General features: G+C 51.2%; 33 protein-coding genes, 1 tRNA gene and 1 other RNA gene. 17 read left to right on the forward strand and 18 right to left on the reverse strand.

The features are described from left to right. Positions 1 to 9: 9 nt before the first annotated feature. On the reverse strand, positions 10 to 615 hold the full coding sequence (locus tag ABJI30_RS13360) for a superoxide dismutase (protein WP_348017189.1): 606 nt from the start codon (positions 613 to 615) through the stop codon (positions 10 to 12). 166 nt (positions 616 to 781) lie between these two features. On the opposite strand from ABJI30_RS13360, the gene ABJI30_RS13365 reads away from it, so the two are divergent. Further along, on the forward strand, positions 782 to 1,345 hold the full coding sequence (locus ABJI30_RS13365) for a urate hydroxylase PuuD (protein ID WP_348017190.1): 564 nt from the start codon (positions 782 to 784) through the stop codon (positions 1,343 to 1,345). A gap of 50 nt (positions 1,346 to 1,395) precedes the next feature. Here the strand turns inward: ABJI30_RS13365 and pspF are convergent, their stop codons facing one another. Continuing rightward, the gene (pspF, locus tag ABJI30_RS13370) at positions 1,396 to 2,445 is read right to left on the reverse strand and encodes a phage shock protein operon transcriptional activator (protein ID WP_348017191.1); all 1,050 of its coding nucleotides are present in this window, start codon (positions 2,443 to 2,445) and stop codon (positions 1,396 to 1,398) included. Positions 2,446 to 2,623: 178 nt separating this feature from the next. Here pspF and ABJI30_RS13375 point away from each other — a divergent pair, with 178 nt between their 5' ends. The 11 genes from ABJI30_RS13375 (at position 2,624) to ABJI30_RS13425 (ending at position 6,509) form a co-directional block, all read left to right on the forward strand. After that, complete coding sequence (locus tag ABJI30_RS13375) at positions 2,624 to 2,788, forward strand: hypothetical protein (protein WP_348017192.1); 165 nt, start codon at positions 2,624 to 2,626, stop codon at positions 2,786 to 2,788. A 137-nt stretch (positions 2,789 to 2,925) separates the two neighbouring features. Continuing rightward, positions 2,926 to 3,609 carry a phage shock protein PspA gene (gene pspA, locus ABJI30_RS13380; RefSeq protein WP_348017193.1) on the forward strand — a complete coding sequence of 228 codons (684 nt, stop codon included), beginning with the start codon at positions 2,926 to 2,928 and terminating at the stop codon, positions 3,607 to 3,609. Further along, on the forward strand, positions 3,609 to 3,911 hold the full coding sequence (gene pspB / locus ABJI30_RS13385) for an envelope stress response membrane protein PspB (protein WP_348017194.1): 303 nt from the start codon (positions 3,609 to 3,611) through the stop codon (positions 3,909 to 3,911). Before pspA ends, pspB begins: the two co-directional genes overlap by 1 nt. Position 3,912: 1 nt before the next feature. Beyond that, positions 3,913 to 4,296: an envelope stress response membrane protein PspC gene (gene pspC, locus ABJI30_RS13390; RefSeq protein ID WP_348017195.1), complete on the forward strand. Its 384-nt coding sequence runs from the start codon at positions 3,913 to 3,915 to the stop codon at positions 4,294 to 4,296. A gap of 23 nt (positions 4,297 to 4,319) precedes the next feature. Beyond that, positions 4,320 to 4,613, forward strand: a complete 294-nt coding sequence (locus ABJI30_RS13395) for a hypothetical protein (RefSeq protein WP_348017196.1) — start codon at positions 4,320 to 4,322, stop codon at positions 4,611 to 4,613. 9 nt (positions 4,614 to 4,622) lie between these two features. Further along, complete coding sequence (locus ABJI30_RS13400) at positions 4,623 to 4,952, forward strand: hypothetical protein (RefSeq protein WP_348017197.1); 330 nt, start codon at positions 4,623 to 4,625, stop codon at positions 4,950 to 4,952. 10 nt (positions 4,953 to 4,962) lie between these two features. Then, complete coding sequence (locus tag ABJI30_RS13405; RefSeq protein WP_348025448.1) at positions 4,963 to 5,226, forward strand: hypothetical protein; 264 nt, start codon at positions 4,963 to 4,965, stop codon at positions 5,224 to 5,226. After that, complete coding sequence (locus ABJI30_RS13410; RefSeq protein WP_348017198.1) at positions 5,226 to 5,480, forward strand: hypothetical protein; 255 nt, start codon at positions 5,226 to 5,228, stop codon at positions 5,478 to 5,480. Before ABJI30_RS13405 ends, ABJI30_RS13410 begins: the two co-directional genes overlap by 1 nt. A 30-nt stretch (positions 5,481 to 5,510) precedes the next feature. Next, complete coding sequence (locus ABJI30_RS13415) at positions 5,511 to 5,783, forward strand: hypothetical protein (protein ID WP_348017199.1); 273 nt, start codon at positions 5,511 to 5,513, stop codon at positions 5,781 to 5,783. 41 nt (positions 5,784 to 5,824) lie between these two features. Further along, positions 5,825 to 6,055: a hypothetical protein gene (locus tag ABJI30_RS13420; RefSeq protein ID WP_348017200.1), complete on the forward strand. Its 231-nt coding sequence runs from the start codon at positions 5,825 to 5,827 to the stop codon at positions 6,053 to 6,055. 43 nt (positions 6,056 to 6,098) lie between these two features. Next, positions 6,099 to 6,509 carry a SufE family protein gene (locus tag ABJI30_RS13425; protein WP_348017201.1) on the forward strand — a complete coding sequence of 137 codons (411 nt, stop codon included), beginning with the start codon at positions 6,099 to 6,101 and terminating at the stop codon, positions 6,507 to 6,509. On the opposite strand, the gene ABJI30_RS13430 is transcribed toward ABJI30_RS13425, so the two are convergent. The 5 genes from ABJI30_RS13430 to ABJI30_RS13450 all read right to left on the reverse strand — a co-directional run bounded on the left by ABJI30_RS13430 (position 6,506) and on the right by ABJI30_RS13450 (position 9,292). Continuing rightward, entirely contained in the window at positions 6,506 to 7,042 is a 537-nt protein-coding gene (locus ABJI30_RS13430) for a DnaJ domain-containing protein (protein WP_348017202.1), read from the reverse strand. The genes ABJI30_RS13425 and ABJI30_RS13430 overlap by 4 nt on opposite strands. A 46-nt stretch (positions 7,043 to 7,088) precedes the next feature. Continuing rightward, an RNA gene (gene rnpB, locus ABJI30_RS13435) (RNase P RNA component class A) lies at positions 7,089 to 7,454 on the reverse strand. A 6-nt stretch (positions 7,455 to 7,460) separates the two neighbouring features. Then, positions 7,461 to 8,153 carry an N-acetylmuramoyl-L-alanine amidase gene (locus ABJI30_RS13440; RefSeq protein WP_348017203.1) on the reverse strand — a complete coding sequence of 231 codons (693 nt, stop codon included), beginning with the start codon at positions 8,151 to 8,153 and terminating at the stop codon, positions 7,461 to 7,463. Between the two features lie 26 nt (positions 8,154 to 8,179). Next, on the reverse strand, positions 8,180 to 8,821 hold the full coding sequence (locus tag ABJI30_RS13445; protein WP_348017204.1) for a histidine phosphotransferase family protein: 642 nt from the start codon (positions 8,819 to 8,821) through the stop codon (positions 8,180 to 8,182). Between the two features lie 60 nt (positions 8,822 to 8,881). After that, positions 8,882 to 9,292, reverse strand: coding sequence for a M67 family metallopeptidase (locus ABJI30_RS13450; protein WP_348017205.1), 411 nt, complete (start codon positions 9,290 to 9,292; stop codon positions 8,882 to 8,884). Between the two features lie 16 nt (positions 9,293 to 9,308). On the opposite strand from ABJI30_RS13450, the gene ABJI30_RS13455 reads away from it, so the two are divergent. From ABJI30_RS13455 to mtgA, 3 genes are all read left to right on the forward strand, one after another. After that, positions 9,309 to 10,262, forward strand: a complete 954-nt coding sequence (locus tag ABJI30_RS13455; RefSeq protein WP_348017206.1) for an RluA family pseudouridine synthase — start codon at positions 9,309 to 9,311, stop codon at positions 10,260 to 10,262. A gap of 78 nt (positions 10,263 to 10,340) precedes the next feature. Next, the gene (gene rpoH / locus ABJI30_RS13460; protein WP_348017207.1) at positions 10,341 to 11,249 is read left to right on the forward strand and encodes an RNA polymerase sigma factor RpoH; all 909 of its coding nucleotides are present in this window, start codon (positions 10,341 to 10,343) and stop codon (positions 11,247 to 11,249) included. Positions 11,250 to 11,334: 85 nt separating this feature from the next. Beyond that, positions 11,335 to 12,027 carry a monofunctional biosynthetic peptidoglycan transglycosylase gene (gene mtgA, locus ABJI30_RS13465; protein ID WP_348017208.1) on the forward strand — a complete coding sequence of 231 codons (693 nt, stop codon included), beginning with the start codon at positions 11,335 to 11,337 and terminating at the stop codon, positions 12,025 to 12,027. Positions 12,028 to 12,106: 79 nt separating this feature from the next. Here the strand turns inward: mtgA and ABJI30_RS13470 are convergent, their stop codons facing one another. The 11 genes from ABJI30_RS13470 to gatC form a co-directional block, all read right to left on the reverse strand. Then, positions 12,107 to 13,090 (reverse strand): phosphotransferase, encoded by a 984-nt coding sequence (locus ABJI30_RS13470; protein WP_348017209.1) that lies wholly within the window; start codon positions 13,088 to 13,090, stop codon positions 12,107 to 12,109. Positions 13,091 to 13,214: 124 nt separating this feature from the next. Beyond that, the gene (gene clpX, locus ABJI30_RS13475) at positions 13,215 to 14,486 is read right to left on the reverse strand and encodes an ATP-dependent Clp protease ATP-binding subunit ClpX (RefSeq protein ID WP_348017210.1); all 1,272 of its coding nucleotides are present in this window, start codon (positions 14,484 to 14,486) and stop codon (positions 13,215 to 13,217) included. A 141-nt stretch (positions 14,487 to 14,627) separates the two neighbouring features. Continuing rightward, the gene (locus tag ABJI30_RS13480) at positions 14,628 to 15,251 is read right to left on the reverse strand and encodes an ATP-dependent Clp protease proteolytic subunit (RefSeq protein WP_348017211.1); all 624 of its coding nucleotides are present in this window, start codon (positions 15,249 to 15,251) and stop codon (positions 14,628 to 14,630) included. Positions 15,252 to 15,459: 208 nt separating this feature from the next. Next, positions 15,460 to 17,010: a trigger factor gene (tig, locus tag ABJI30_RS13485; RefSeq protein ID WP_348017212.1), complete on the reverse strand. Its 1,551-nt coding sequence runs from the start codon at positions 17,008 to 17,010 to the stop codon at positions 15,460 to 15,462. A 54-nt stretch (positions 17,011 to 17,064) separates the two neighbouring features. Then, positions 17,065 to 17,149: transfer RNA gene (locus tag ABJI30_RS13490), tRNA-Leu, on the reverse strand. A 119-nt stretch (positions 17,150 to 17,268) separates the two neighbouring features. Next, the gene (locus ABJI30_RS13495) at positions 17,269 to 17,874 is read right to left on the reverse strand and encodes a hypothetical protein (RefSeq protein ID WP_348017213.1); all 606 of its coding nucleotides are present in this window, start codon (positions 17,872 to 17,874) and stop codon (positions 17,269 to 17,271) included. Further along, positions 17,871 to 19,055 carry a M48 family metallopeptidase gene (locus ABJI30_RS13500; RefSeq protein ID WP_348025449.1) on the reverse strand — a complete coding sequence of 395 codons (1,185 nt, stop codon included), beginning with the start codon at positions 19,053 to 19,055 and terminating at the stop codon, positions 17,871 to 17,873. The genes ABJI30_RS13495 and ABJI30_RS13500 overlap by 4 nt, the downstream gene beginning before the upstream one ends. Positions 19,056 to 19,059: 4 nt before the next feature. Then, a complete protein-coding gene (locus ABJI30_RS13505; protein WP_348017215.1) occupies positions 19,060 to 19,971 on the reverse strand; it encodes a hypothetical protein in 912 nt (303 codons plus the stop codon). A gap of 47 nt (positions 19,972 to 20,018) precedes the next feature. Continuing rightward, positions 20,019 to 21,509 carry an Asp-tRNA(Asn)/Glu-tRNA(Gln) amidotransferase subunit GatB gene (gatB, locus tag ABJI30_RS13510; protein ID WP_348017216.1) on the reverse strand — a complete coding sequence of 497 codons (1,491 nt, stop codon included), beginning with the start codon at positions 21,507 to 21,509 and terminating at the stop codon, positions 20,019 to 20,021. 2 nt (positions 21,510 to 21,511) lie between these two features. After that, positions 21,512 to 22,996 (reverse strand): Asp-tRNA(Asn)/Glu-tRNA(Gln) amidotransferase subunit GatA, encoded by a 1,485-nt coding sequence (gatA, locus tag ABJI30_RS13515; protein ID WP_348017217.1) that lies wholly within the window; start codon positions 22,994 to 22,996, stop codon positions 21,512 to 21,514. Next, positions 22,996 to 23,283 carry an Asp-tRNA(Asn)/Glu-tRNA(Gln) amidotransferase subunit GatC gene (gene gatC, locus ABJI30_RS13520; protein WP_348017218.1) on the reverse strand — a complete coding sequence of 96 codons (288 nt, stop codon included), beginning with the start codon at positions 23,281 to 23,283 and terminating at the stop codon, positions 22,996 to 22,998. Before gatC ends, gatA begins: the two co-directional genes overlap by 1 nt. 153 nt (positions 23,284 to 23,436) lie before the next feature. On the opposite strand from gatC, the gene ABJI30_RS13525 reads away from it, so the two are divergent. Together ABJI30_RS13525 and ruvX are read left to right on the forward strand one after the other, a co-directional pair. Beyond that, complete coding sequence (locus ABJI30_RS13525; protein WP_348017219.1) at positions 23,437 to 24,558, forward strand: DUF3089 domain-containing protein; 1,122 nt, start codon at positions 23,437 to 23,439, stop codon at positions 24,556 to 24,558. Further along, positions 24,558 to 25,019, forward strand: a complete 462-nt coding sequence (gene ruvX / locus ABJI30_RS13530; RefSeq protein WP_348017220.1) for a Holliday junction resolvase RuvX — start codon at positions 24,558 to 24,560, stop codon at positions 25,017 to 25,019. Before ABJI30_RS13525 ends, ruvX begins: the two co-directional genes overlap by 1 nt. Positions 25,020 to 25,041: the final 22 nt, after the last annotated feature.

A 25,041-nucleotide genomic window follows, 5' to 3' on the forward strand; every position in this document is an offset into this window, starting at 1 on the left:
TTTGAGCACTTATCCCTGATCGGCGCGTGAGACACCTTCTCCGTCCAGATTGGATGCCACAAAGTCCCAGTCAATGGCATTGTCGAGCAAGGCTTTGACATAGTCTGGTCTGCCGTTTTGATAATCAATATAATAGGCATGTTCCCAGACATCGAGTGTCAGCAAGGGCTTTACGCCGTGGGCTACTGGTGAATCTGCATCATGATAAGATGTAATTTCCAGTTTGCCCTCATTGAGTACCAGCCAGGCCCAACCGCTTCCAAAATGACCATTGGCTTCCTGGGCAAACCGTGTCTTGAATTCTTCCACTGAATCAAATTCACTGACGATCATATTCTCAAGATCGGCGGGGATCGCTTTCTTTTCGGGGCTCAGGCAAAGCCAGTAGAAACTGTGATTCCAGATCTGTGCGGCATTGTTAAACAAACCGCCTTCTGCCGTTCGGATGAGTTTCGATAGCGTTTTTCCTTCATGCGCCGTACCTTTAATGGCTGCATTTGTCTTGGTGACATATGCATTGTGATGTTTGCCATGATGATAATCAAACGTTGCTTCTGAAAGCAGATTGCCAAATGCGGCTTTGGAATAGGGAAGCGAGGGAAGTTCGAAAGACATTTACTGTTACTCCGGAATTTGGGGGTGGATTTCTTGCTTGTGGCGGGCCTGGGATAGACCCTTCGTTGTCAGACCGTGCCGAGAATACGGCATTTTCGCGTGACATTCTCGTGCTGTGCGCATAATGTTACATCATTGTTACAAGCTGCATTCAGGGGGAAGAAATATGGCTAAGTTTTTTGGAAATTTACATTTGGTGATGATTGTCAGTTTGATTCTGACAGTTTTGGTCATGGTCGGGCTTCATCCCGGTGAGGTTACCGCGAATTCAGTTGCTCGCTGGGCTCATCTGTTCTTCGGGGTTCTCTGGATTGGTTTGCTCTACTATTTCAACTTCGTTCAGGTCCCGCAAATGCCGAATATTCCGGATGAAGCAAAACCCGCAGTATCCAAGCATATCGCGCCATCAGCTTTGTTCTACTTTCGCTGGGCAGCGCTGTTCACGGTAATCACCGGGCTGCTGGTTGCTTATCTTACGGGGTATTTGCATCAGTCGATGACATTGCAAGGACCATATATGATGATTGGTGTCGGTATGTGGATTGCGATCATCATGGCGGCCAATGTCTGGTTCATCATCTGGCCCAATCAGAAGAAAGTACTTGGCATTGTAGACGCTGATGCGGATGCCAAAGCCGCTGCCGGAAAAATGGCAATGATGGCGTCAAGGACCAACACGTTGCTGTCCCTGCCGATGTTCTACACAATGGTCAGCTTTAACGGCGGCTAATACGGTGCTTCGATAGATTGAAAGAAAAAGGGGCTTCGCGGCCCCTTTTTTTATGACCCCAAAAGGTCGTGGCGTTTGAGGGAGTGCCGCAACTGATCATAGGTCAGGTTCAGTGCCTTGGCTGTTTGTCGCTGGTTGTAGCGGGACTTGGCCAGCGCATTTTCCAGAATCCGTTTCTCAAATGCTTCGACAGCTTCTTTCATATCATCCACAGCCGCATAGGATGGTTGCGATACTTCCGGCTCCGCCGGTTTCTCATTGCTCGCTGCTGGCGTAGCGAAAGCAGCGGGCTCCGGGCTAACTTTGGGTTTTGCAGCTACCGGTTTCCAAGGCGATTCAAAAGGATCAAAGACAATGTGATCGACCGGCCGCTCAGAATCGTTCCACTGATATACTGCGCGCTCTATAACGTTACGGAGTTCCCGAACGTTGCCGGGCCAGCTGTGTCTCTCCAGAGCTTCAGATGCCAGTCGACCAAAGCCGGGCCAGGAATTCCATTCCAGTTCGGCAGCCATTCGGCGTCCGAAATAATCGGCGAGCACGGGAACGTCACCGTCCCTGTATCTCAGAGGTGGCAATGTCACGACTTCGAAAGACAGGCGATCGAGCAGATCTGCCCTGAATTTGCCCTCATCCGCCATCTGCGGCAAATCTGCGTTGGTTGCTGCAACAATCCGGACGTCCACCCGGGTGGGGCGGGATGATCCGATGCGGGTGATTTCACCATATTCTACGGCCCGCAGCAGTCGTTCCTGCGCAGCTGAGGACAGCGTACCCAATTCGTCCAGAAACAGAGTTCCGCCATCTGCTTCTTCAAACCGCCCTACCCGACTTTTTGTTGCTCCCGTAAACGCGCCCGCTTCATGACCGAATAATTCTGCTTCGATCAGGGTTTCAGGCATGGCGGCGCAGTTAAGTGTAATCAGCGGGCCGTCCCAACGAGAGCTAAGGCGATGCAGGCGTTCTGCGATAAGTTCCTTGCCGGTTCCACGTTCGCCAATTACAAGTACGGGTCGGTCCAGCGGGGCTGCCCGACTGGCCTTTTCAACGGAATCCAGAAATGCTCCAGATTCGCCAATAAACTGACTCTCGCGTTCCATGGCCAACATATAGTGTATAATCCTATTAAATAGCAATTGATACTATATTCAGATTCTTGCTTTTCTTATAATATCACTATTATTCAATAGGTTAAGTAAACTGGCACGGCTCCTGCAATGTTGTTTTCGAACCCGCAAGGGACACAGATTAAACCGAAAACGACTATTGGAGGACAATATGACCGCATTCTCGAAAATGAGTAAAACCGATGTTTCCGCAGTCATTTCAGTCCTGCTTTTCGGTATGACGATTTTGATCAGCGCCGTTGGGCCCGCCGAAGCGCAAGGCACCACGGTGATTGACGGTAACACGCCTTCCCCATCTGTCAGCTACAAAGCATGACAGGCGAAATGGCCGGGACCACTTCATTCCCCCTTGCCGAAGTGAAGTCCCGGCCACCTTTCCAAGTTGAGCCAGATATCGTAGAAGGATCAGGCGAATTCAGGCAAGAAACACCACGACCCTACCGGAGTAATTACATGGGCATTTTTTCAAGAACCCGCGATATCATCGCTGCCAACGTGACCGATATGCTCGACAAGGCAGAAGATCCGTCAAAGATGATCCGCATGATCATCCTGGAGATGGAAGAAACGCTGGTCGAGGTTCGCGCATCTGCTGCCCGGACGATTGCAGATCAGAAAGAAATGCAGCGCCACATCACGAAACTTAATCAGCTGACCGAAGACTGGAACGAGAAAGCCCAACTCGCACTGTCCAAGGATCGGGAAGATCTGGCAAAGGCAGCCCTGATGGAAAAACGCAAGGCCTCCGATATGGCCGAGCAACTGACTGTTGAAATTCAGGTTCTCGATGATGCGCTCCGCGCTTCGGAGGAAGATATCTCGAAACTGCAGAAGAAACTGCAGGAAGCCCGCTCTCGTCAGAGCAGTCTGGTCAATCGCCTTGAAAGTGCGGAAAACCGGGTCAAACTTCGCGAAATGTATAATGGCGACAAGGTTCAGGACGCGTTCTCGCGATTTGAATATCTCGAACGCCAGGTCGACTTTGCCGAAGGTCGCGCAGACTCACTCGCCATGGGCAACGAACCACAGACCCTCGAAAATCAGATCGCCGCACTGGAAAGCAGCGACAAGGTTGATGACGAACTGGAGGCCATGAAAGCGGCCTTGAACAAGCCAAGCCCGAAAGGTGATGAATAATGAATTCCAGCGATTTCATTCCGTTTTTTGCAATAATTGCCCTGTTCATTGCATTCCCATGGATCATTTTTCACTACGTCACTAAATGGAAAACGGCTGCCAGTATTACAAACGAAGATGAGCAATTGCTCGACGATCTTCACTCAATGGCCCGCCGGTTAGACGAACGGATGGAAACCATCGAACGGATTATGGCCGCGGACAATCCGGATTGGAAACAGTCGGCTGCGTTGCCAAAACCGCCGAGCGTTGGAAGTCCTACTCTCGAAAACATTGACAAAATCCTCAAAGAAAGGCGCTGATATGACCAGCACGCGAACCAGATTTTACCTCGATAAACAACGGTCAAAGTGGAGTGGCGTTTGTGCAGGTATAGCAGATTATACCGGAATCAACGTGATGTGGGTTCGTCTCGCTGCTGTGGTCTCTTTTCTGACCTGGGCCTTTCCTTGGGCATTGATCGCATACTGGGTTGCTGCGAAATTTGCAGACCCGAAACCAAATGAACTTTATCTAAGTGATCCGGATGACACAAAGTTTTGGCAGGGTGTCCGCCAATCTCCTCGCAGAACAGTCCGTGATGTCAAATCTCGATTTCGCGAAATGGATCGCCGCCTTGCTGACATGGAGCTGTACTACACCAGCAACAACACACAGCTTTCAAACGAAATCGAGAACCTCCGCTAAGCGCGGACTGAGGGAGAACAGACATGGATTGGGGAAGCCCGGAATCTATCATCGCCATTATCGCAGTCTGCGCAATTGGCACAGCTATCAACAACTGGATCAAGGCCCGTCACGGGTATCCCGTAGAAAATGAATGGGGCGGCACGGTTGAGAAGTCCGATCCGGAATCAGGGCGCAAAATCGAATTGCTTTCCAATGAAAACGCAGAGCTGATCGGCAAGATTGATCGCTTGCAGGAACGCCTTTCGGTGCTGGAGCGGATCGCGACGGACCCGGCCAAACGGACCGCTGAAGAAATCGAAGCCTTGAGAGACTGAGGGAAAACAATGGAACCGGATAAAATAGCATTTCTCGCAGACATCGCCCCTATGTTGGCGGTGGGTTGTATCGCGATTACCATTGGTTGGGTGGCGACAACCTGGATGCGGATCAAGAACGGTTATCCTTTGGAAAACCAGTGGGGAAAATCGGTCTATCCCAAGCATGATCAGGAAGCCGTGGAACGGGTCAAGTTACTCACCAACGAGAATGCTGAATTGCGGGCCGAGGTGGGATCGATGAAAGATCGCCTGGCCAATGTTGAACGCATCGTAACCGATGACAGTCATCGCCTGACCCAAGAAATTGATCAACTGCGCGATAGCCGCACGAACTGAGGAAGTAATAATGGATATTGCCTATATCGCTATGGTTCTCCCTTTTCTAGGAATCGGGATAGGGTTTTTCGCAATCTGGTCCAATCATCAACAAAAGATGATGAGGTACCAATCCAAGATTTCGGCAGAAAAAGCCGCTCAATATGCGAATAGTAACATGGAATTGGAACAACGTGTTCGTGTGCTGGAACGGATCATTACTGACAAGGGTTTTGACGTCTCGGTCCAGATTGACGATCTTCGCGACACCTCTGACATGAAGGAACTGAATTAATGGAAGGTATTATAGCTCTCCTCATCCCGTTTGGCGCCTTTGCCGTAGCCGGTTTTGCGATCTGGACACGCCATCAACGCAAACTGATCCAAATGCGCGGCGAATTTCCTGACACGGGAAGTCCTGACGCTGAACGCATGCGGGAAGAAATGAAATATCTGAAAGAACGTGTCGCGGTATTGGAGCAGATCACGACCGACGGCCATGGTGCCAAGCAACTGGAAAATGAAATTGAACAGTTACGGGACCGGTAGACTGGCTCCGAAGAAGAGAGGGAGATTGAAATGGGTTGGGAAGAAGTTGTCATCGTTGCCATTATCGCGATCACAATTGGACGAGTTTTGCGCAGCAGATATCGTGCACAGAACGGAATTCTGGAAGATCGCAAAGGCAATTCAATTGCGGTGACCCAGGCGCCCCATAACCCTGATTCAGATCGCCTTCGCGAAGAAGTTACATATTTGAAGGAACGGGTTGCCGTTCTGGAAAAGATCGCAACCGACGATCGCGGTGCCCGCGATCTGGACAATGAAATTGAGAAACTCCGGGACCGGTAGACGGCTCCGAAACCAACTTACGAAGAAGAAGGAAAAGCATCATGCCTGAACCGACTTTTTATCTGCTGACCGCCGCGTTTGCCGTTATTGGCGTGACCGCAGTATCGCTTGTTGTCTTGCGCGGATGGCGGGACTGGATCACCCTGAAAACCAGGGAGCTTGAGCAACGCCGCGATGAGTCTCCACCGAGCACAACGTCGCGAATTGAAGTGGCGGATCTTAAGGAACGTATCCGTAAACTGGAAGCCATTGCTGCTGGCGTGGAACTTTAGATTAATTGATGACGCGCTGTCCCTGCCCTGCTAGCGGGCGTGGATGAGCAAAATAGACGACCTGATTGAAGAATATGAATTTCTTGAAGCTGATGACAGATACCGGCTTCTGATTGATCTCGGCAAATCTCTCGAGGATATGCCGGATGCCCTGAAAACTGATGCAACACTGGTCCGCGGTTGTTCCGCGTCGGTATGGGTTTATCCCACCCAGGTTGAAGATGGAAGACTGCATTTTCTGGCGGACAGTAATGCCGCAATCACAAAGGGTATCATTGCGCTGGTGCTCGAAACTGTTCAGGATCAATCGGTGGAAGCAGTGCTGCAAACCAGCATTGCCGAGATATTGGAACCCTTTGATCTCAAAAACCAGCTGAGTTCCAATCGAACCCAAGGCATTCCCAACATGATTGCACTGATTGAGGAAACGGCGAAACGCTATCAGAACGCCTAAACGGGTTTCCAGACCCGTCGTTCTTCTGCAATTTTCAGCACATCAAAAGCGGCCTGTGCCGCCTGGAATTTTTTGGCTGCTTCTTCATCGCCTGGATTTACGTCCGGATGAAATTCCTTCGCCATGGCGCGCCAGGCTTTCTTGACGGCTTCAAAGTCGACGTCTGGCGTCAGATCAAAAATCTCCAACGCGGTCATCTCGTCGCGTGAGCGGCTTCCGTCACCCGAACCCATCCAGCTATAATGCTTGGCTTCCTGATAAGCGTTGGCATCACGCTGCTCATCCGCTTCACGCTTTTTCCGTTCTTCCTTGTCGAGACCTTCAAAATAGTCCCATCCCCGATTATACTCTGCCGCATGCTTCTCGCAGAACTGCCAGCGTTCGGGGCTATTGGGAGACTTTGGCGCCGGGCAAATACCGGCTTCGTCGCAACCATGGCGATCGCACACTTGCATCTTTTCCGTTTCGCGGGAGCTTTCATAGCTGCCCCAGCGAGGAAAACCCCAATTGTCTGATCGTTTTGCTTTTGGCATATTCGCGTCTCTATCAAAGGATTTACACCGGTTCCAGCGCAAATATAATACCAGAGGGCCTGTAAGCCGGGTTCTGTCCATCCGCTAATGCGGAATAGCCAGTCATTCATCTCGGCGATACATTACTGCATCACTCCAGCAACCAACCCGGGCAGCAAGCCGAAAAAGCCATATGCCGCCCCTATTTGGTTTTGCTCCAGGTGGGGTTTACCGTGCCAGATCTGTTGCCAGATCCGCGGTGCGCTCTTACCGCACCCTTTCATTGTCACGTGATCGAAACCGGCGCGACCTGCTTTCTGTTGCACTGTCCCTCAAGTTACCCTGGCCGGACGTTATCCGGCACCTTTTAATCGTGGAGCCCGGACTTTCCTCGCGAATATTTGCATATCCCCGCGACTGGCCGACCCTCTGGTGTGCCCTATTTAGTGATTCCGCGCTCTCTGTCCAACATTAAAGAGAGCAATATGGCTCGTGTCTCTCCATCAATGATACCGTCGATATTCTCCTGACGAAACCGCCTTTGAAACGCGACGACGGCATCTTTTTTGGCAGTTATGTCATATCCGAACCGTTCCAGAGCGAGCATGAAACCGCCATCGGTCCAGATTGGATCGAACAGGTTTTTGGTCGGACGTTCCAGAGCAAGGCCATGTCTGGCCAGTCGGCCCCAGTCAAACAGTTCACCGGGATCCTGTTTGCGGGCGGGTGCCAGGTCACTATGTCCGATAATGTTGGACTTGACGATATTGTGTCGCCCGACGATCTCCGATGCCAATCGGGTTACCGAATCCATCTGTTCTTCCGGGAATGGGACGTAACCCCATTCATGACCCGGGTTCACTATCTCGATCCCGATGCTTGCGCTGTTGACGTCTTCTATCCCGCGCCAATATCCTCTGCCGGCGTGCCAAGCCCGGTTTTCTTCGTTGACCATTTGAACGATCTGGCCATCTTCCGTAACGACATAATGCGCAGAAACCTTGGCGTCCGGATTGGCCAGCCAGTTAATCGCCGATGCCGCATCCTTCATTCCGGTATAGTGCATAACGAGTATCGTGACCGGCAGTTTGCGTTGGTCGAAATTCGGCGATGGCGTCCAGATCGTTTCCACTAGCGCATCCCCCTTTTTTTAACGGCTTAGCCGGTGACAATTGCACCCAGCAGCAGCTCGGTTTCTGAAGCCGGCGATATCCTGAGATCGCCATTATTATGCAATGTCAGTTCACGAGACATCCAGGCTGCTGCGGTTCTTGCACTCAGATCCGCTTCTGGCAATGTGCCTTCCAGAGCCGCCCGAATACCTTCATCCAGTGCGATCTTGGTACCTTCGGCGCGAACGACAACTTCAATTCCCTGATCGCCAGCTTCTGCGCCGATATCCAGGCGCCCGCCTCGAACCAGTGCTTCGCGCGCAATCAACGCCAGATTGAGCAATATCTTGATGGCTTTTTTTGGCAATGTTGCGGACTGAACGGCCCAGCCCAATGCGATCTTTTCCTGATTGCCGACCAGACTCTCCACCAGTTGTTTGGCTTCTGCCGGATCGACATCTTCACCAAACCCGCCGGCAGCGCCAAAAGCCAGCCGAAAATATTTCAGTTTGTTTGCCGAAGCCGCCGCGCTGTCGGCCAGCAATTCCATACAACGATCCTGCATTTCCGGATCGGTTTCGTCTTCTAGCAACTCAAGGCCATTGTTGATCGCACCCACCGGACTGAGCAAATCATGGCACAGTTTGGAGCAAAGTAGAGCGGCAATATCCAGGCCGGATTGTGTCATTCAGTTACACCTTATACGCTTGAAATCGGGTTCAGTCGCTATCTGGCCTGTTGTGCCCGATCAATCAAGTGGGCAATCCAGTTTGACCGGGTTAAAGCGGTTGAAAATCTCGCCGGAAGCTGTGGCCTGCCACGCTGCTACTTGTTCCCCGTTTAGAATGACCCAAATACGATCATCCGGGAACGCCATTTCCGCATCAGTAACTGAAGGTTCAATGTTTCCGCCCGGATGGGAGTGAAAATAACCGATTATATCCGCCCCGCTATCGCGCATGGATCGTTCTGCTGCAATGAGAGCTGCCGGATCAATTTCAAAGTGACGTTCCGGATTTTCGGCAACATTTCTGGTCCGCTGAGCTTGCGAAACATGACCGTTCCTGCCGAACAGCAGGCCACATATTTCCGATGGCGCCTCTTCTCGCGCAATCTCCTGCAATTCCTCGATTATCCGGCTTGATATGATAAGCTTCATGCCCCAAGTCTAGGCGATGAGCAGCGGCCAATCCATCAAAATCGGTATCATACCTGAAACAGTCGGGAAGCAGCGTCTGGACGCCGCACTGGCTTCGTTGCTGACCGATCTTTCCCGCGAGCGGATAAAATCGCTAATCTCAAGCGGCAATCTTCTGATCGATGGTGTGGCAGTAACCAACCCGTCGTCCAAAAAATGCGCGGGCATGGCATTCGCACTGACCGTTCCGGCGCCAATTGAGGGGCCGGCCCAACCTCAGGATATCAGCCTCGACGTGATATTTGAGGACGAGCACTTGATCGTCGTCAACAAACCTGCAGGATTGGTTGTGCATCCTGCCGCCGGACATGCGGATGGAACGCTGGTCAACGCGCTGTTGCACCACTGCAAGGGCGAATTGTCCGGAATTGGCGGAGTAACCCGCCCCGGAATAGTGCATCGGATCGACAAGGACACCTCTGGCTTGATGGTTGCGGCCAAATCCGACAAGGCGCACCAAGGGCTAAGCTCCCTGTTTGAAAAGCATGATATTGAAAGGCGGTATCTGGCCATTGTTCATGGCAGACCCAACCCGCCTTCCGGAACAATTGAAGGAAATATTGGCCGGAGCAATGCCAATCGCAAGAAAATGGCGGTTGTGGGCGATGACAAAGGCAAGACGGCCGTCACTCATTTTATCACCAAAGAACCCCTTCAGGGATCGACTTTGGTGGAATGCCAACTGGAGACAGGTCGGACCCACCAAGTCCGTGTTCACATGGCGCATATCGGCCATAGCCTTGTTGGCGATCCATTATATGGCGTTCGTCGAAAACGATTGCTTTCCAGTGGAAAAGATATTCGATTTTGTCGCCAGGCGCTGCATGCTGCTATTCTTGGATTTGTTCACCCCATAACGGCGGAAAAATTGATGTTTTCTATCGATTTTCCCGAAGATATGCAGGAACTATTCAGCAAGTTGCATATATAGGTAATACACCCTATATATGTAGGCGACCAAAGGGTGCTTGATGAGGCCCGGCGGCAAACAGAGAATGAAGGAACAAAAATGGCTAATAATAGCAATGTTCCGGCAAAAATCCCTGCCTTAGGGGGGGACGCGAGCCTGAACCGTTATCTTTCGGAAGTTCGTAAATTTCCGTTATTGAAACCCGAACAAGAATATATGCTGGCAAAACGCTATTCTGAACACAAGGATCAGGAAGCCGCAGCCCAGCTTGTGACCTCGCACCTGCGACTCGTGGCAAAAATCGCCATGGGCTTTCGCGGTTACGGTCTGCCTGTCTCGGATCTGATTTCCGAAGGCAATGTCGGCCTGATGCAAGGCGTAAAGAAATTTGAACCGGAAAGAGGGTTCCGCCTCGCAACCTATGCGATGTGGTGGATCCGCGCGTCTATTCAGGAATATATCCTGCGCAGCTGGAGCCTCGTAAAAATGGGCACAACCGCAGCGCAGAAGAAACTGTTCTTCAACCTGCGGCGTATGAAGAACAACCTTGAAGCCTTTGAAGACGGTGATCTCAAGCCGGAGGATGTGCAGAAAATATCAACCGACCTTGGTGTTGCTGAACATGAAGTGGTCAATATGAACCGCCGCATGTCGATGGGTGGTGATGCATCGCTGAACGTTCCATTGTCGGAAGACGGCGAGAGTGGTCAGTGGCAGGATACGCTGGAAGATGACGGCCCCCTGCATGATCAGCAGATTGCCGATGCGCAGGAAGCCGATTTTCGCCATGATATGCTGAACGAAGCGATGGGATCGCTGAATGACCGCGAAAAGCACATATTGGCCGAACGGCGCTTGTCCGAAGATCCGAAAACGCTGGAAGACCTGAGCAAGGTCTATTCTGTGAGCCGGGAACGGATCCGGCAAATTGAAGTTCGTGCATTTGAAAAGCTGCAAAAAGCGATGCTGCGCATTGCCGGCGAAAAGCAGCTTCTTACAGCTGGTTGATTCCGCAACTTCAAATCAAAACTGAATGACATGACGCCTTGAAACATCAATTGTTTTCAGGGCGTCACTTGTTTAACTATCGGACATGGCCAGGAAGAAGCAGAACCCTATTGCGCGTTTCATCAGGTGGCTATTCCGCATCATCGTTTACTTTTTGCTGATTACTGTCGCGTGGGTTGGGGTCACGGCATTCATACCCCCGCCGATAACTGCGACCATGCTTATGGACGAGAATAGCATTTCCAAGGATTGGGAGCCGCTGGAGTCGATCTCCCCCAACCTTGCCAGAGCCGTTATCGCGGCTGAAGATGGCAAATTCTGCAGTCATGACGGCTTTGATCGGGAAGCTATTCGCAAGGCGATGGAACGCAATCGCGAGGGCGGCCGAATTCGCGGTGGTTCCACCATATCCCAGCAAACCGCGAAGAACGTGTTCCTGTGGCAAGGAGGCGGGTATTTTCGCAAGGGACTAGAGGCTTATTTCACGTTCCTGATAGAGAAAATCTGGGGTAAAAAACGTATCATGGAGGTCTATCTCAATGTCGCGGAAACCGGCATAGGAACTTATGGTGCGCAAGCTGGTGCGCAGCGCTATTTCAAGAAAGATGCTTCCGATCTGACGAAAATGGAAGCGGCGCGAATGGCCGCAGCCCTGCCTTTGCCGAAGAAAAGAGCCGTGAACGGTGCGAGCGGCTTTACAGCGCGATATGGCAATACGATCGCGGCCAGGATTAACGTCGTGAAGCGCGAAGGCCTTGATAGTTGTATCTATGATTAGTTTAACGGTGACCGATATAGGCGCAAAAGCGGATTCAGAATCGCCTGTCATTACGAAATGACGCAGAGGTAGTCGTCGTTCAGTGAGCTACAATCACGCGGCCAGCTTCCCTGATACTTTCGAGAGCAACTTTCCTCATGGCTTGCACCCGCGAAGGTTCGAGACCCCACTCGCCCATATTCCGGTTTCCCGCTGCAGCCACATTTGCCTGCCATAGCGCAAACCTTAGAGGATCGACTTCGCATCGTACCGAATAGACATCCAGAAAGAGCTGTGCGCCTGAGTTCCCGTGGATGTACCGAAGTTCCAAACATGCACAGGCGACATCGGATAGCGGATCGCCTATTGCGGAATCCTCCCAATCGATTACGCCGACAATTGTGCCGTCTTCCCAAATGATGTTTGAAGGCCAGTAGTCACCGTGCAGCAAGACACTTTTCCCAGTGAACGCCGTCGAATTCATTCTCGACAGGCTTGATCGAAGCTCGTCCCACTCCGCTTCATCTGGAAGGAAGTCTAGCAATTCGGGGAGGGGATCAAATCTCTGCGGCAATTCTGGAAGCGAGTCCGTCGGAAGATCATGGATTGAGATCAGTTTGTCTGCCGCGGCGGTAATGCATGATTCTAATGCAGACGACGGCATATCCGTTGTTCCATCGATGTATTCCAGCAAAACATATGGGTGTTGCCCTGTTCCTTCATTGCTGTTGAAACCTAGAGGTTTTGGGACTTTCACGCCAAGCGAATATAGACATTCAAGCAGGCGGAATTCGAGCTCTGCCTCGTGTCCAAAATGGTTCTCGCCATGCTCCCTTAGAACGAGCTTGCGAGTACCATCACCAGGGAGTTGGATGTCAATTAGCATCGCATCGGCAGAAACACCCCCTATCATCGATTCAGCGTCTTTGATTACCGCACCCGGAATATGCGCCGACACCAACTTTCTAATTTTTTCACTAGGTTTCAAAAGGTATCCTCTGGAGTAGTTCGAAGAGAGCATTGCGGCGATAACAAATACCACGGGAACGGCAGGTTTGATAAAGCTCGTGCCAATTGCTGACATTCCGCTTCCCACTCCAGTTTCGGTAGTTCGACAGGGTGAAACCTAACATCCGCTTTCGGGATATTACGGAGGCAACAAGTACGCCGAAAAACGACGGGAAGCTAAATTTCAATATACGGAACGCTTAAGCAGCATCTTCTTTCTTGGTTTTGCTGCTCTTCGCAATCACCTTTACAGGGTCTTTCGTTCCAGCGACCACATCCTTGTCGATCACTATCTCGTCAACGCCTACCAGGTCGGGAAGGTCAAACATCGTGTCGAGCAGGATATTCTCGACAATGGAACGCAATCCACGCGCACCTGTTTTGCGTTCGATCGCCTTTTTGCCAATTGCTACCAATGCGTCATCGGTAAACGTCAGACCAACATCTTCCAGTTCAAACAGCTTGCGATATTGTTTGACCAAAGCGTTTTTCGGTTCCTGCAAAATCGTCACCAGCGCATCAATATCCAGATCTTCCAGAGTCGCGATAACAGGCAAACGACCAACAAATTCAGGTATCAGCCCGAATTTAAGCAGATCTTCCGGTTCGCCTTCTGCCAGCAATGCACCGACCTTGCGTTCTTCGGGGGCGGCAACATGTGCGCCAAAGCCGATAGACTTGGCTTCCAGACGATCCCCAATGATCTTTTCAAGACCGGCGAATGCTCCGCCGCAAATGAAAAGGATGTTCGTTGTGTCAACCTGCAGAAACTCCTGCTGGGGATGCTTGCGGCCGCCTTGAGGTGGCACACTGGCCGTTGTGCCCTCCATAAGCTTCAGCAGAGCCTGCTGAACGCCTTCACCCGAAACGTCGCGGGTGATGGAGGGATTTTCCGCCTTCCGGCTGATTTTGTCAATTTCATCGATGTAGACGATACCGCGCTGCGCTTTTTCGACATTATAGTCAGAAGATTGCAGCAGCTTGAGGATGATATTCTCTACATCTTCACCCACATAGCCCGCTTCGGTCAATGTCGTGGCATCCGCCATGGTGAATGGAACGTCGAATGTCTTGGCCAGCGTCTGGGCAAGCAGCGTCTTGCCGCAGCCGGTCGGTCCGACCAACAGAATATTTGATTTGGCGAGTTCTATATCGCCAGATTTTGCAGCGTGATTGAGGCGTTTATAGTGATTATGTACCGCAACCGACAGTACGCGCTTGGCACGATCCTGACCGATGACATAATCATTCAAAACGTCACAAATTTCTTGAGGTGTTGGAACTTCACCGTCTTTTTTGCCCGTCGCCGTTCCTTTGGTTTCTTCGCGAATGATGTCGTTGCAAAGTTCAACACATTCGTCACAAATGAAAACCGTTGGGCCGGCAATCAGTTTCCGGACTTCATGCTGGGATTTTCCACAAAAAGAGCAATAAAGCGTGCTCTTCGAATCGGATCCCGTCAATTTCGTCATAAAAAGTCCTCAAAAATAGGCTAGAAACAGTAATCTAACCGGCAAACTGCAAAATGCTACCGCTTTTTTTGTACGCGATAAGCGTGATGCGATAAGTCTATCAAATCCGGCTTAATTTTCGTTTAGTGCAGAGATAACGTCTTATTTATCATCTTCTGCCGGTTTCGGCCGTTTGTCATATACTTCGTCCACGATCCCGAAAGCCTTGGCTTCGTCGGCTTCGAGGAAGGTATCGCGGTCCATGGCTTTTTCAATGTCACCAATCGGCTTGCCGGTATATTTGGCGTAAAGCTCGTTCATTCGGCTACGAATCCGCAGGATTTCCTTTGCCTGGATCTCGATATCGCTGGCCATGCCCTGCGCTCCGCCAGAAGGTTGATGCACCATGATTCGGGCATTTGTGGTTGCCATCCGCATTCCAGGTTCACCCGATGCCAGCAGAAAGCTCCCCATGGATGCCGCCTGGCCAACACACACAGTGCCGACGCGCGGGCGAATATACTGCATTGTATCGTGGATCGCCATTCCCGCTGTCACTACGCCGCCTGGAGAGTTGATGTAGAGATAAATATCCTTTTTCGGGTTTTCCGATTCAAGGAACAGAAGCTGTGCCGTAATGATTGAAGCCATATTGTCTTCAACCTGGCCGGTTACAAATACAATCCGCTCCCGCAGCAGACGGGAGAAAATGTCAAAACTACGCTCACCGCGATTGGATTGTTCAATTACGACAGGAACTAGGGCATCAACGATCGGATCATGCATGGTGTAATTTAGCCTTCTGTGAAAAACAGGTTTGATAACAGATAATCCATATATGGATCATCCCTTCGCTCTTACATCGGAGCATCTGTTCCAATGTTCAAGTCGATTAAGGAAGTTTTTCCTTAGCCTTCATGCAGCAAATTGCATGCCAGCTTTGATGGCCTGGTTAGAAAAGGCGTGAGACCCCTGCCCCACGCCAAATACAATTCTATTTTTTTGCGGTGGGTTTCTTCGCGACCGCCTTTTTAGCCGGTGCCTTCTTCGCAGCGGATTTCTTGGCTGGAGCCTTCTTCGCCGGTGCTGCTTTGGCGGCGGGTTTCTTTGTTGCCGGTTTTGCGGCTGCCTTTTTCGCAGCAGGCTTTTTGGCTGCCGGCTTCTTTGCAGCCGTTTTTTTGGCTGGAGCTTTTTTGGCAGGCTTGGTTTCCGCTTCATCTTCGGCTTCAATTGCCGCTTCTAGCTCGTCGCGTGTAACCTTTTTGTCCGTTATCTCCGCTTTATCGAACAGGAAATCTACAACTTTGTCTTCGTACATTGGCGCGCGAAGCTGAGCCGCAGCCATGGCGTCCTGCTGGATATACTCAACGAAGCGATCCCGGTCTTCCGGACGATATTGCTGAGCTGCCTGCTGAACCAGCATCGACATTTCCTGCTGGCTGACTTCCACGCCATTGGCCTGACCAATTTCGGAGAGGAGCAGACCAAGACGCACCCGCCGGACAGCTATGTCGCGATATTCGTCTTTTTCATCTTCCATTTCTTTTTTGGCAGCTTCAGGATCTTCTTCCTGTGCAGCTTCCTGCTCCAGCTGCTGCCAGATTTGGTTGAATTCTGCTTCTACCATTGTTGGCGGAACATCGAAATCATGATCCGAGGCCAGTTGATCCAGCAATTTGCGCTTCATGTGCGTGCGGGTCAGACCGTTCAATTCCTGCTCGATTTGCCCCTTCAGCAATTCACGCAACTGATCCAGACCCTCGAGGCCCATGGATTTCGCCATTTCGTCGTCGGCTTTTGCGACCTTTGGTTTTTGTACTTCACCGACAACAACATCAAACGTCGCGTCTTTGCCCTTCAGATCCTCAACATTATAGTCATCCGGGAACGTCACTTTGACCAAAACTTCGTCATTGGCTTTTTTGCCGACAAGTTGATCTTCAAAACCTGGAATCAGACGACCTGATCCGAGCTCGATTGCCATGCCTTCGCCTTTGCCGCCGTCAAACGGAACACCATCCACTTTACCTTCAAAGTCGATCAGACATTGATCTCCCAATTTGGCTTTGTAGCTTTTAGCGGCGGTTTCGAACTGCTTTTGACTTTCGGCGAATTTTTCGAGCGACTCTGCAACCGTTTTCTCGTCGGCTTCGACCTGCAGGCGTTGCAGTTTGAGATTGTCGACCGAAGGTGTCGGTATCTCGGGCAAAATTTCGAGTTGGACTTTGACTTCTGCATCCTTGCCGGGCTCATAGCCCTCGGCAAGGTCTACGGTAGGCTGCATGGCCGGGCGCAGGCTGTTATCTGAAATCGCCTTATCAACGCATTCTTGAACGCTGCTGCTCAGTGCATCCTGCATCAGGGCATCATTGTGCATTTTGCGGACCAGATTAGCTGGTACCTTGCCTTTGCGAAAACCAGGCATGTTTACCTGTGGCGCGAGTTTTTTGACTTCATTGTCTACGCGCGATTCGATATCCTGCGCGGTGATTTTGATGTCATAAGCCCGTTTAAGACCTTCGTTCAGCGTTTCAACAATCTGCATGATTACCCTTCAATGCCTTCATAATTTCTATTTCGATCAGCTTTTCTGATGCTTTGGTGCGGGCGAAGGGACTCGAACCCCCACACCCGAAGATACCAGAACCTAAATCTGGCGCGTCTACCAATTCCGCCACGCCCGCACGATTAGCATCGTCAAATCCGTATCGAATTTTGATTGACGCGTGCGCCTAGCTGAAAGGCGCGGAAAGGGCAAGGGTCGCTTATGTGTTTTGCGAAAGCGACAATGATTTTGCGGAATCTATTTTCCCGAGAACCTGACACTCTCGACCAATTGAACAAAATCAGCCCGATTGTGGTCGAAGAAATGAATCTCCGGCGCCGCGTAGTTTATGAGATATAATTTGCCATCCACCATCGCTCCCATCGCTTCTCCTTTGCGAACCAGTTCGTCACCGGTTGCAACATAGTGATACGTGAAACGAAAGCCCTGGTGATCAGCAAATTGCACCGGCTCAATGGAATCGATTTCGAAAAGAGCAGTGTCCAGCACGATGCGGTTGTTCGCTTCGAACCATTGCACGATATCCGGTATCAACATGGTGGAATCAAATTTGGGCAGAGGTTTTGTTTTCTTGTTTCTGTCTTTTAACAAGGTGTCGCCGGTCTCAATTCCACCATAAAATGTAATTTCGTTGAGGTTCAGGCCATCAAGAGTCCAGGCCTCGGCCTTTTTCCCGGGACGCCTGGTCCAGCGGTTCCACTCCTTTTTTGGCGTAACGGTCATGCCGCTTTTCTTTAATCGCACTTCTTCGTTTGCCGGAATGAGTTTCCAACCCGCCTGGGCAGGAACCGTTAGAGACAAGGCAATTGCGCCAGTCATTATCGGACCAAAAAATCGTTTCATTGAGCAACTCCTGCAATCATTGAAATCATAAGTTTATCCTTCGCATCCGGAGCGAGTTCCAGATATTTCTTCAAATTGGTTTGTCCTGCTTCTATCGACCCGCTGCGCATTTGTGCCAGACCCAACCCGCGATATATTTCCGGATAATCGCCCCCGGCGTCGATGGACTGTTGAAAGAAATTTGATGCCTCTTCAAAATCGCCTGCTTTCCCGCGTGCGCGATGGAGTTCTCCTTTTGCGTAAAGTAAATCGGCGCTCCACCCTCCCACCGCCAGCTGATTGAGCAAAAAGTCTGTTGCGCCGAAATCGTTCAGTTTGATCTGATCATCAATCAGGCTCGGCCACCAGGGTGCGATTGCGGATCTGAAAGCTTCGACATTGTTGGTAGCAGTATCAGGCACGTTGGCGGCCAGCGCTTTGGCTTTCAGTGTTTCCATACGCTCTCCGGTATTGGGGTGCGTAGCGAACAATCCACCGGTCTTGTCTTTGCGGCTTTTCCGCTTGCGCTCTGCAGCCGTCGCATCCTGTTCATCGCGAAGCTGTTGCCAGATCTCGGAGGCAGAAATTGGCGTGTAGCCAGCTTTCACCAGATAATCGAGGGAAATGGAATCCGCTTCCCGCTCCATATCGCGCGTGAATGAAAAGATTGAGTCAATCATAAAGAGGCCAGCGAAGGGAATGACAAAGCTCAAAAAGAAGCCGGACCCGGTTTTACTCTTTATGTCGCGGAAAGACTGGAGGCTGTGCCGGCGTTCATAGTGGCCATATTCATGGGCGAGAACAGTAGCCAACTGGGCTTCGTCCTGGACCCGAAGCAGCAATCCCGACCAAACCTGCATCATGCCATTGGGGGCCATGGACGCGTTGAAATACGGCGTGCGTAACAAATATAACCGAATTTCACCGCACTCTGCTTCGCCTACAGCTTTGCAAAGCACAGACCGCACATATTCATTGAGAGCCGGGTCATCGATAATGAAATTGGAATTTTTGAGCTCTCGCTCCACTTCGTTCACCTGCATCCACAGGCCTTTTTCATCATCATCTATTGGTTGATAGCCGGGTTCGATGGATTCGCTGAAATCCTTTATCTGTTTCTCGTTTTTGGCCTGAGCTGAACTGAATACGAGCGAAGAGGCCAGAACCCCCGTTGCAACAATATCGAAAACGCCTCGTTTCATTTGATTACTCGGTCGGCTCAGCAGCTGGTTCCTTTGGATCAACTTCATCAACAGTGTCCGAAGGTTGATTTTCAATCAACTCTTCAGCCTTTTCGCTCACGTCAGCCTCTTGCGGCGTTCCTTCTTCAAGTGAAGATTCACTTTCCAAAACAGCTGTTTTGATCACCGCACCTCCGACAGTACCCTCTGCAGGAAGCGGAAATTCTTCAAGCAATTGCGAAACCCGTTTCTGGGCGCCCTCTTCTTCACGAACATCACCGCCCATAGATCCATCTGCATTGACCCAAACCAAATCACCGGTTTGCAGATCTACAAGTCCGGCATATCCAATATGAACACCGGAAGGTACAATCACGCAAGCGCCGATAATACAGCCCAGCATGCCTACCGCCTGAGCAGCCTTTCGCCCGGCGGAACCGTAACTGTCATATGTGTAGAAGAACAGTCCATATTGCCCCCCACCAAGGTCTGCCAGTTTTTGGGTCCCACTTCCCATATTATATTCCAGGGACTCAACCTGCTTTTTGGTCGGTAGTCGGTTGCCGACGAAGAGCTTGTGGGTCAGCACGGCATTAGTCACCGCCTTGAACAGATTTCGGTAGTCCGAGACCAGTTTGCCATCTTCGCCCTCATATTCCGGCAGAAAAACAAAACGATGCTGATTGGTAACGTCTGCTTTGGTCAACTCGTCGGTCAACAGCGTGCGCGCTGTTTCCGTCCACTCGACATTGGGTTCATTCAAACCACCCGTTGATTGTTCACCGACACTGATGTCCGGCCGAAAGACCAATATTGTTGCACTCCCGTCAGATGGAAACGCAAAGCTTTCCTTGACCGCTGATTTTTCCTGAGCAGAAACCGGACCAGTCAAAATGACGGAAAATACTATTGCGACAAGCGCAAATAATCGTTGCATGGTAAGACCCCCTCGAATTCCCCATGCACTATCAAATGGAAGTTCAGCTATTTATCAAGTATTTTCTTCAACAGTTCATTCACAACCTGAGGATTCGCTTTGCCTTGCATGGCTTTCATTGTCTGTCCGACAAAAAAGCCGAACAATTTTTCTTTGCCACCGCGATATTCGGCAACTTTATCTTCATTTGCCGTCATGACGTCAGAGATAACTTTCTCGATTGCTCCGGTGTCAGATTCCTGTTTCAACCCTTTCTCTTCTACGATTTTTGCAGCACCATCACCGGTATCGAGCATGATTTCGAATACCTGTTTGGCGATTTTGCCAGAAATTGTGCCATCTGCAATGAGACCAAGAAGTTCCGATGCCTGATCCGGCGAAACCGGACTCTCATTTATCGAAAGTCCCTTTTTGTTAAGTGCGCCAAACAGCTCTGATGTCATCCAGTTTGCAGCGGAACTGGCAATTTTTTCTGGTTCATCGGCAGTATCGAGCAGCTTCTCGAACCATAAAGCCGTTTCATGTTCAGCAGTGAGAACCGCTGCATTATACGCGCTCAGGCCCAGAACATTTTTGTATCGTGCGCGTTTTTCGTCGGGCAATTCCGGCAAACTGGCCTTGCAGTCGAAAATATAATCGTCTTCGAGTTCCAGCGGGAGCAAATCCGGGTCGGGGAAATAGCGATAGTCATGCGCGTCTTCCTTGGAGCGCATGGACCGCGTTTCATTCTTGTCCGGATCGAAAAGGCGCGTTTCCTGCACAACTTCTCCGCCACCTTCCAGAACATCAACCTGGCGCTGGGCTTCATATTCGATGACCATCTGGACGAAGCGGACACTGTTGACGTTTTTGGTTTCTGTCCGAATACCGAGCTCATCACCCGGTTTGCGAACGCTGACATTGACATCAGCCCGCATCGAGCCCTGTTCCATATTACCGTCGCAACTGCCGACATAGCGCAAAATTGATCTCAGTTTCTTGACATAGGCCCCTGCTTCCTTGGGCGAAGTCATGTCGGGCTTCGATACGATTTCCATCAAGGCAACGCCGCAACGGTTGAGATCGACATAGCTCATCGTCGGATGCTGATCATGCATCAACTTGCCGGCGTCCTGCTCGATATGGATGCGCTCAATACCAATGGTCTTGCCGTGGGCATCAGGATCTTTTTCATCTAGAGAAATTTCGATCTCTCCTTCGCCGACAATTGGGTGATAGAGTTGCGAAATCTGATATCCCTGCGGCAAATCGGCATAGAAATAGTTTTTGCGGTCAAAACGCGAATATTTGTTGATCTGCGCATTGATCGCAAGGCCGGTCCGGACCGCCTGACGAACACATTCGCCGTTCAAAACGGGAAGCATTCCCGGCATGGCAGCATCCACCAGACTGACCTGTGTATTGGGCTCTGCCCCAAATTCCGTCGCAGCACCGGAAAACAGCTTCGCATTTGATGAAATCTGGGCATGGACTTCAAGGCCGATAACGACCTCCCACTCGCCGGTAGCACCCTGGATACGATATGTTGATTCAGTCATGCTCACCACCATTGCTCCGGTTTGGCCACAAAGCCGGCACGTTCTTCCAATGCCAGTCCGGCGTTAAATACATTTTGTTCGTCCAGTGCCTTTCCGATAATCTGCAATCCCAGAGGAAGTCCCTTCCCATCCAGTCCCGCAGGAACTGACATGGCAGGCAATCCCGCCAGCGAGCTCGGCACGGTGAACACGTCGTTCAGGTACATGGCCAGCGGATCATCGCTTTTTTCGCCGAGGCCAAAGGCGGCACTAGGGGCCGTGGGCGTCAGCAACAGATCACAGCTGTTCCATGCTTTCTCAAAATCTTGCGAGATCAGCGTTCGCACCTTTTGTGCCTGAGTATAATAGGCATCGTAATAACCTGCGCTCAGAACATATGTTCCGATCATGATCCGCCGCTTTACTTCGGGTCCAAAGCCAGATTCGCGCGTGGCTGCATACATGTCCTGCAATCCAGCTCCGTCCGGAAGGTCGCGCATCCCGTAACGCACACCATCATAGCGCGCCAGATTCGAAGAGGCCTCCGCTGGAGCAATGATATAATAGGCTGGCAGTGCATATTTGGTGTGAGGCAGGGATATGTCGACAATGGTCGCACCCGCATCTTTCAGCCATTCCACGCCCTTTTGCCAAAGCGCATCAATCTCAGGTGGCATGTTGTCCACGCGATATTCTTTGGGAATTCCAATGCGTTTGCCAGCAAGATTGCTGTTTAACCCAGCCTCCCATTGCGGAACCGGCAGGTCCAGCGAGGTGGAGTCTTTGGGATCAAAGCCGGACATGGCTTCCAGCATGATCGCGCAATCCCGGACATCTTGTGCCATGGGTCCCGCCTGATCCAGCGAACTTGCAAAAGCAATCGTCCCCCAGCGGGAACATCGGCCGTAAGTCGGTTTGAATCCCGAAATGCCTACAAAAGCTGCAGGTTGGCGAATAGATCCGCCTGTATCGGTTCCTGTCGCTGCCGGCGCAATCCGTCCGGATACAACCGCGGCACTACCACCGGAAGACCCACCGGGAGCCAGATCCACATTGCCGCCATCCTGACGACGCCAGGGCGAAATTACATTGCCAAACGCGCTGGTTTCATTGGACGAACCCATGGCGAACTGATCCATGTTGAGTTTGCCCAGCATGCCGGCGCCGGCCTTGAACAAATTTGCCGATACAGTTGATTCATATTGCGGGGTAAAGCCCTTCAATATGTTGCTGCCAGCTGTGGTTTCCACGCCCTCGGTACAAAACAGATCCTTCATCCCGATCGGGACACCGGCCATAAGGCCGAGGGACTCTCCATCGGATCTGGCCTTGTCTGCCGCATCTGCCGCGGCAAATGCATGATCTGGGGTTTCGACAAGAAACGCATTTAATTGTTTGGCCGCACTGACGCGGGAAACAAATGTTTCAGCGACTTCTCGAGCAGAAAAATCTCCATTTGCAAATCCGGACCGGATTCCGGCAATGCCCAGTTCAAATATCTCGGTCACTATTCAATCACCTTCGGTACGCCGAAAAATCCGTGTTCTGCGGCAGGCGCATTTGCCAAAACCTTGTCGTGAATGTCACCATCCGTCACCTTGTCTTCCCGCAAACGCAATTTGTTGGGGATGACTGCGGTCATCGGTTCAACGCCTTTGCAATCGACTTCGGAGAGCTGTTCCACCCATCCTAAAATATTGTTGAGCTCCGGCACCAGAGCATCGGCTTCGGCCTCGCTTATCGCGATCCGCGAGAGGCTGGCGATCTTTTGAACGGTCTGTTTATCGACGGACATGTGGGAATTCCGGGTTGATTGGTTGTGACATTCTATTGTGGTTCATCTTTTTGCGGGTATTTCAATTCAGAATTGTGTACTCCGCGCCGCTAGCATCGGTGCGTTGCAGCATCAAGTTGAATGAGCCAATATCAGTCGAACAGGAGTAATTATTTGGCGCGCAAGTTTCTCTATCTGGTTGCCGGTATCACGGTTTTGATCATCGCAGGTGCGTTTGTGTTTCGCATCTATGGAGAAGATCTGGCCGACTTTGTCTTCGTTCCGGACAAGGAATTTCAAGAACAAGAACTGCTCGAGAGCAATGTTTATTCCAATGTTTCCATGTGGTTTGCAAGGCCAGAGATCGGAAAGGGAAATCCGGCTTTGTGGCTCCCCAAAGGTTTTGAAGAGGCCGAGGCAACCAGGTCGAAATCAAAAGCCGCTATTTTCTTCATTCATCCGACTTCATTCATGAAGAAAAATATGTGGAACGCGCCTCTGGATGACAAAGAATCACAAGCGCTTGCGAGAATATTCCTGCGCGGGCAGGCTAGCGCATTCAATGTCGCCGGCGATGTCTGGGCACCGAGATATCGACAGGCTACACTCGGAGCATTCCTCACGGAAAAGAAGGAAGGGCAGCAAGCCCTGGATGCGGCCTACCAGGATGTTCTGGTAGCCTTTGATCATTTTATGCGCGAGATTCGTGCGGATCAGCCCATCATATTGGCAGGTCACAGTCAGGGCAGCTTGCATCTCACAAACCTGCTTAAAGACCGGGTCGCGGGCACACCGCTGTCTAATCGCGTGGTTGCTGCTTATGTCGTTGGTTGGCCAGTGTCGGTCGATGCAGACGTCCCGGCGCTGGGACTGGCCATTTGCGAAGAGCCTGAGCAGTATAACTGCCTGTTGAGCTGGGAAAGTTTTGCAGAGCCGGCTGATTATGGTCGCATCGTCGAAGTCTATGACACCACGATCGGCTTCGCGGGCATTCCCCGAAAAGACACACAGTTATTGTGCACAAACCCGGTCAACGGAGACGTCAATACAGCGGCAGATGCGGCGGCCAATCTTGGAACCCTGGTTCCCAACGACGAGCTCAGCGATGCAACACTGGTCGCCGGGGCCGTTCCTGCGCGCTGCGATGACCGCGGGTTCCTTCTGATCGGTGATCCGCCTGATCTGGGTCCTTATGCCCTGCCCGGCAATAATTATCATGTTTATGATTATAGTCTGTTTTGGCAGAACATAAGAGATGACGTAGCGCGAAGGATGCAATCATTCCTGAATCGATAATGACAGACGAAGTCGCGACTTTCCGGGCGATGCTACCGGAGGGAGGGCGCCTCCTGGGTCTGGACGTTGGCTCCAAAACCATCGGCATGGCATATTGTGATGCCCAGTGGTCCATCGCGACAGGAGCAGAAACCATCAATCGGCGGAAATTTGCCAAGGATCTGGATCGAATCAGGACCGCCGTTTCCGGTCAGCAGATTGTCGGATTTGTCGTTGGTTTACCGCTCAATCTGGATGGCAGTCAAAGCAAACAAACGCAGGCTTCCCGGTCTTTTGCCCAGAATCTGCAGCAGCTCGATCTGCCGATTTTGCTCTGGGATGAGCGGTGGAGCACGCAGGCGGTCACACGTGATTTGATCGCTGTCGATGTCAGCAGAAAACGGCGCGCAGAGATTGTCGACAAGATGGCCGCCGCCTATATTCTGCAAGGGGCAATTGATGGGCTTGCCGCGATAGCCTGACCGCTCTATAGGGCTGGCTTTA

The sequence above is a fragment of the Parasphingorhabdus sp. genome, assembly GCF_039968395.1.
Taxonomy (GTDB): Bacteria; Pseudomonadota; Alphaproteobacteria; order Sphingomonadales; family Sphingomonadaceae; genus Parasphingorhabdus.

Bases quoted from the DNA above. Each gene is read 5' to 3' on its own strand.
- ABJI30_RS13450 (WP_348017205.1), bottom strand. From the start codon at position 9,292: ATGAAGCTTATCATATCAAGCCGGATAATCGAGGAATTGCAGGAGATT.
- ABJI30_RS13405 (WP_348025448.1), top strand. From the start codon at position 4,963: ATGGATATTGCCTATATCGCTATGGTTCTCCCTTTTCTAGGAATCGGG.
- ABJI30_RS13360 (WP_348017189.1), bottom strand. From the start codon at position 615: ATGTCTTTCGAACTTCCCTCGCTTCCCTATTCCAAAGCCGCATTTGGC.
- gatC (WP_348017218.1), bottom strand. From the start codon at position 23,283: ATGTCCGTCGATAAACAGACCGTTCAAAAGATCGCCAGCCTCTCGCGG.
- mtgA (WP_348017208.1), top strand. From the start codon at position 11,335: ATGGCCAGGAAGAAGCAGAACCCTATTGCGCGTTTCATCAGGTGGCTA.
- ABJI30_RS13400 (WP_348017197.1), top strand. From the start codon at position 4,623: ATGGAACCGGATAAAATAGCATTTCTCGCAGACATCGCCCCTATGTTG.
- ABJI30_RS13445 (WP_348017204.1), bottom strand. From the start codon at position 8,821: ATGACACAATCCGGCCTGGATATTGCCGCTCTACTTTGCTCCAAACTG.
- clpX (WP_348017210.1), bottom strand. From the start codon at position 14,486: ATGACGAAATTGACGGGATCCGATTCGAAGAGCACGCTTTATTGCTCT.
- ABJI30_RS13430 (WP_348017202.1), bottom strand. From the start codon at position 7,042: ATGCCAAAAGCAAAACGATCAGACAATTGGGGTTTTCCTCGCTGGGGC.
- ruvX (WP_348017220.1), top strand. From the start codon at position 24,558: ATGACAGACGAAGTCGCGACTTTCCGGGCGATGCTACCGGAGGGAGGG.
- ABJI30_RS13410 (WP_348017198.1), top strand. From the start codon at position 5,226: ATGGAAGGTATTATAGCTCTCCTCATCCCGTTTGGCGCCTTTGCCGTA.
- ABJI30_RS13395 (WP_348017196.1), top strand. From the start codon at position 4,320: ATGGATTGGGGAAGCCCGGAATCTATCATCGCCATTATCGCAGTCTGC.
- ABJI30_RS13470 (WP_348017209.1), bottom strand. From the start codon at position 13,090: ATGTCAGCAATTGGCACGAGCTTTATCAAACCTGCCGTTCCCGTGGTA.
- ABJI30_RS13500 (WP_348025449.1), bottom strand. From the start codon at position 19,055: ATGAAACGAGGCGTTTTCGATATTGTTGCAACGGGGGTTCTGGCCTCT.
- ABJI30_RS13480 (WP_348017211.1), bottom strand. From the start codon at position 15,251: ATGCATGATCCGATCGTTGATGCCCTAGTTCCTGTCGTAATTGAACAA.
- ABJI30_RS13425 (WP_348017201.1), top strand. From the start codon at position 6,099: ATGAGCAAAATAGACGACCTGATTGAAGAATATGAATTTCTTGAAGCT.
- gatB (WP_348017216.1), bottom strand. From the start codon at position 21,509: ATGACTGAATCAACATATCGTATCCAGGGTGCTACCGGCGAGTGGGAG.
- rpoH (WP_348017207.1), top strand. From the start codon at position 10,341: ATGGCTAATAATAGCAATGTTCCGGCAAAAATCCCTGCCTTAGGGGGG.
- ABJI30_RS13505 (WP_348017215.1), bottom strand. From the start codon at position 19,971: ATGCAACGATTATTTGCGCTTGTCGCAATAGTATTTTCCGTCATTTTG.
- pspC (WP_348017195.1), top strand. From the start codon at position 3,913: ATGACCAGCACGCGAACCAGATTTTACCTCGATAAACAACGGTCAAAG.
- ABJI30_RS13415 (WP_348017199.1), top strand. From the start codon at position 5,511: ATGGGTTGGGAAGAAGTTGTCATCGTTGCCATTATCGCGATCACAATT.
- ABJI30_RS13420 (WP_348017200.1), top strand. From the start codon at position 5,825: ATGCCTGAACCGACTTTTTATCTGCTGACCGCCGCGTTTGCCGTTATT.
- ABJI30_RS13365 (WP_348017190.1), top strand. From the start codon at position 782: ATGGCTAAGTTTTTTGGAAATTTACATTTGGTGATGATTGTCAGTTTG.
- ABJI30_RS13455 (WP_348017206.1), top strand. From the start codon at position 9,309: ATGAGCAGCGGCCAATCCATCAAAATCGGTATCATACCTGAAACAGTC.
- pspB (WP_348017194.1), top strand. From the start codon at position 3,609: ATGAATTCCAGCGATTTCATTCCGTTTTTTGCAATAATTGCCCTGTTC.
- pspA (WP_348017193.1), top strand. From the start codon at position 2,926: ATGGGCATTTTTTCAAGAACCCGCGATATCATCGCTGCCAACGTGACC.
- tig (WP_348017212.1), bottom strand. From the start codon at position 17,010: ATGCAGATTGTTGAAACGCTGAACGAAGGTCTTAAACGGGCTTATGAC.
- ABJI30_RS13495 (WP_348017213.1), bottom strand. From the start codon at position 17,874: ATGAAACGATTTTTTGGTCCGATAATGACTGGCGCAATTGCCTTGTCT.
- ABJI30_RS13375 (WP_348017192.1), top strand. From the start codon at position 2,624: ATGACCGCATTCTCGAAAATGAGTAAAACCGATGTTTCCGCAGTCATT.
- pspF (WP_348017191.1), bottom strand. From the start codon at position 2,445: ATGGAACGCGAGAGTCAGTTTATTGGCGAATCTGGAGCATTTCTGGAT.